The sequence below is a fragment of the Streptomyces sp. NPDC047042 genome (assembly GCF_040644035.1).
GTDB lineage: Bacteria > Actinomycetota > Actinomycetes > Streptomycetales > Streptomycetaceae > Streptomyces.
The window spans coordinates 1-3,490 of sequence record NZ_JBEYVP010000102.1; the positions used below are offsets into that span (position 1 = coordinate 1).

3 protein-coding genes are annotated in these 3,490 nt (G+C 71.0%); all 3 read left to right on the forward strand.

All coding sequences use genetic code 11. From position 1 onward, the window contains the following. The first annotated feature begins 76 nt into the window (after positions 1–76). Positions 77–763 carry a hypothetical protein gene (locus tag ABZ855_RS48150; RefSeq protein WP_360820380.1) on the forward strand — a complete coding sequence of 229 codons (687 nt, stop codon included), beginning with the start codon at positions 77–79 and terminating at the stop codon, positions 761–763. A gap of 40 nt (positions 764–803) precedes the next feature. Continuing rightward, positions 804–2,165, forward strand: coding sequence for an ATP-binding protein (locus tag ABZ855_RS48155; protein ID WP_360820383.1), 1,362 nt, complete (start codon positions 804–806; stop codon positions 2,163–2,165). Between the two features lie 84 nt (positions 2,166–2,249). Further along, positions 2,250–3,490 (forward strand): SCO6880 family protein (locus ABZ855_RS48160; protein ID WP_360820386.1); only part of this gene is annotated, 1,241 nt, incomplete at its 3' end.

A 3,490-nucleotide genomic window follows, 5' to 3' on the forward strand; every position in this document is an offset into this window, starting at 1 on the left:
CGGGCGCCGCCCTCGGTCTCGGCGCCGCGAACGGGGTCGTGGCGTTCTTCTCCGCCCTGGGGTCGCAGGTCCATTGATGCCGAAACGATTCCTCTTCCTGTCCGGCTACGGACTCGGCTGGTCGACCCGCCAGCGCATCACGGTCATCGCGACCGGTCTCGGCGTCCTGGTGGCCCTCGCCGGCGCCGGCGCCCTGTTTACCGGCCGCACCACCCCCGGCGACAGCCAGGCTGCCGTTCCGTCCTTCCCGCCGAGCAGCAGCACCTCCTCGTCGGCCAGTTCGGCGGCGCCGGACGGGACCGGTGCGGTGGCGACGCCTCCACCGGTGGCGGACCCGGTCGCCTTCGCCAAGGCCGCCGCAGCCATGTTGTGGTCGTACGACACCCGCACCACCAGCCGTGACCAGCAGCTCACCGGCATGAAGGCGTGGCTGACGGCGGAGGCCAAGTACGCCGACTGGTCCTCCCTCACCACGCAGGTACCGGATCCGGTGCTGTGGTCGCGGATGACGGACCAGGATCAGTACGCCACCGCCGCCGTGTCCGAGGCCCACTACCCCTCCGCGTTCAAACAAGCCCTGTCGGACGATCCGTCGGCGATCACCGAGGCGTACATCTATGCCGTCACCGTCACCGGCAAGCAGCAGATCGCCTGGAAGGATGGCGGCGCCGGCGCTGAGGACCGCTCGATCACCCTCGCCGTACAGTGCCGCCCCAACGCCGACTGCTCTCTGGTGTCCATCGCTCCCAGTGTCGTGCCCTGACCTGCGCCGGCCCATCTGAGAAAGGAGGGGTGACTCCCCTTTGGGTTTCTGTGATCTCCCCCTCGCGGGCACTCTCTGTGCCGTCGGCGACGCAGCCTCCTTCGCCTCCGATCCCGGCGCGGCGATCGGCAACTGGATGGCGAAATCGGCGGGCGAACTCGCCGCCGCCGCAGCCGACCTGGCCGCCGAGGCCGTCGCCACCACCACCAGGGTCGACCTGAATGCCGGGTGGTTCCGCGACAACTACGAGATGATCCTGCCGATCGGCCTAGTCGTCCTTGTCGCCACGTTCTGCGCCCAACTGGTACGCGCCGCGATCCGCCGCGACGGCCAGGCGCTCACCCAGGCATTCACCGGCACCGCCGTCGGTGTGATCTTCGCGTTTACCGCGATCGCATTCACCACCGTCGCCATAGAAGTCGTCGACGCATTGAGCGACGGCCTGTTCGAAGCCGCCAACCTCGACATCGCCACGGCGATCAGGCGCATCGTCAAGGTGAACCAGATCGCCACCCTGTCCAGCCTGGGCTGGCTCGTCAGCGTCTTCGTCAGCGTCGGCGCCGCCCTGGGCGCCGTCCTCTACTGGTGCATGATGATGGTCCGCAAGGTCGGCATCCTCGTCATGGTCACCCTCGCCGTCTTCGCCGGAGCCGGCGGAGGCTGGGAAGTCGCCCGGCGCTGGCGCAAGGGCTGGATCGAAGCCACCGCCACCCTCGTGGTCAGCAAGCTTCTGATGACCGTGATCTTCGTCCTGGGGATCGCCGCGATGGGCAAGACCGAGGCCAAGGACGGTATCGCCGCCCTCGCCGACGTGATGGCCGGCATCGTCATCCTCACTCTGGTCCTGCTGTGCCCGTACGCCACGTTCAAGTTCGTGCACTGGGCCGCGTCCGAGGGCTCCGACGCCGAGGCACTGCACCGCTCCGGTGGAGCCGGTGCGCAGATCGCCCGCCAGCACGCCGAAAGCGCCGGCCGCAAGGCCGCCGCCATGGCCGCCACCGGCGGGGCCAGCGGGGCCGCGGCCGGAGCGGGCGCCGCGCCCCAGGGTCCGGACTCCGTGCCCGGCGGCTTCCCCGGCGACATCGCCTCCCACCCAACGCCGAACGCCGGCAACGAAGGCAGCAGCTCAGGAGGACCGTCGTCCGGCAGCGAGGGGACCAGGAGCGCTCTGGAGAAGGCCGTGCAACCCCCACCGACCCATGTCACCGACGAGACCAGCAGCCAGATGGGCGCAAGCCCCAGCACAGTCAGCTCAGGGCACGGCACCGCAGCCAGCCAGGCGGGGGGATGGCAATCCTCCCCGTCGGCCACGGCTCCGCCGCCGCAGGGCACCGCGCCGTCCCCGAACTCCAGCAGTTCGACCGGAACCGGCGCGCAGCCACCTTCGCCTACCGGCCTCTGACCCGCCCCCTGCGCTGGGACGGTACCCCGCTCCCGACCTCCGGGTGTGCCGTCCCGGCCCCGCGCCCCACCGGAAACCGGCTCATTGTCTGAACTTGTCTCCCCGATCACGGTCAAATTCCCGCACCGCTCCCGGCGCGGCATCCTCCTGGGCCTCTCCCTCCCCCAACTCACTCTCGTCTCCGCCGCATTGGCGCTCCTCCTCATCACCGTGGTGACCACCGGGCTCCTCGGCGCACTCGTCCTGACCCCGGTCTGGACCGTCGCCGCCGCCCTCGTGGCTGTGCGCCGCAACGGCCGCTCCCTGATCGACTGGGCGCCGGTCATCGCCCGCTACGCCCACCGCCGCCGCACCGGCCAGACCCTCTGGCTTGCCCGGCCGCTCTCCCGGCCCCGCCAGGACGGCGTGCTGCATCTACCCGGCACCGCCGCCTCGTTGAAAGTGGTCACCCCCGGCGACTCCGCCAACGGCGCTGCGGCCGTGCACGACCCGCACAGACAGACCCTGACCGCCGTCGCCCACGTCTCCTCACGCGCCTTCGCGCTGCTCGACCCGGCCACCCAGAACCACAACGTCAGCAGCTGGGGACGGGCCCTGGCCGGCATCGCCCGCACCGGACACGTCGCCACCATCCAGGTCCTGGAGCGCACCGTGCCCGACAGCGGCGACACCCTCACCCGCCACTGGAGCCGGCACGGCCACCCCGAAACCCCTCTCGCCGGACAGGTCTACAGCGAACTGGTCTCCTCCGCAGGACCTGCCGCCGCCCCGCACGAGACGTACTTGGCGATCTCCCTCGACCTCAAGGCCGCCAAGCGCCTCATCAACCAGGCCGGCCGTGGACTGCCCGGCGCCTTCACCGTGCTGGAACAGACCACCGCGGCCATCGCCCAGTCCGCGCGCAGCGCCGGACTGACGGTGACCGGATGGCTCACCGCGCGGGAAATCGCCGCCGTCATCCGCACCGCCTACGATCCGCGGGCCCTGTCCGCGCTGCAGCAGTGGTCCCCCTCCGGCCGGGCCGAAGCCGACCCGGCCGCCGCCGGGCCCGTGGTCCAAGTCGAGGAGTATGACCGCCACGCCACCGACTCCGCCCGGCACGCCACCTACTGGGTCGAGGACTGGCCCCGCACCGAAACCTCGGCGGGCTTCCTGCATGGGCTCATGTTCACCGCCGGAGTCCGCCGCGCCCTCTCCCTCATCTACGTGCCGCAGGGACTCGAGTCCGCAATGCGCGACGTGCAGCGCAAGAAGGCGGCGATCATCGCCGACGCCAACGAACGCGCCCGCCGCGGACAAGTCGATGCCGAGGCCGACTCCGTCGA

Excerpts from the sequence above, each read along its gene's own strand:
- ABZ855_RS48150 (WP_360820380.1), top strand. The coding sequence starts at position 77 with ATGCCGAAACGATTCCTCTTCCTGTCCGGCTACGGACTCGGCTGGTCG.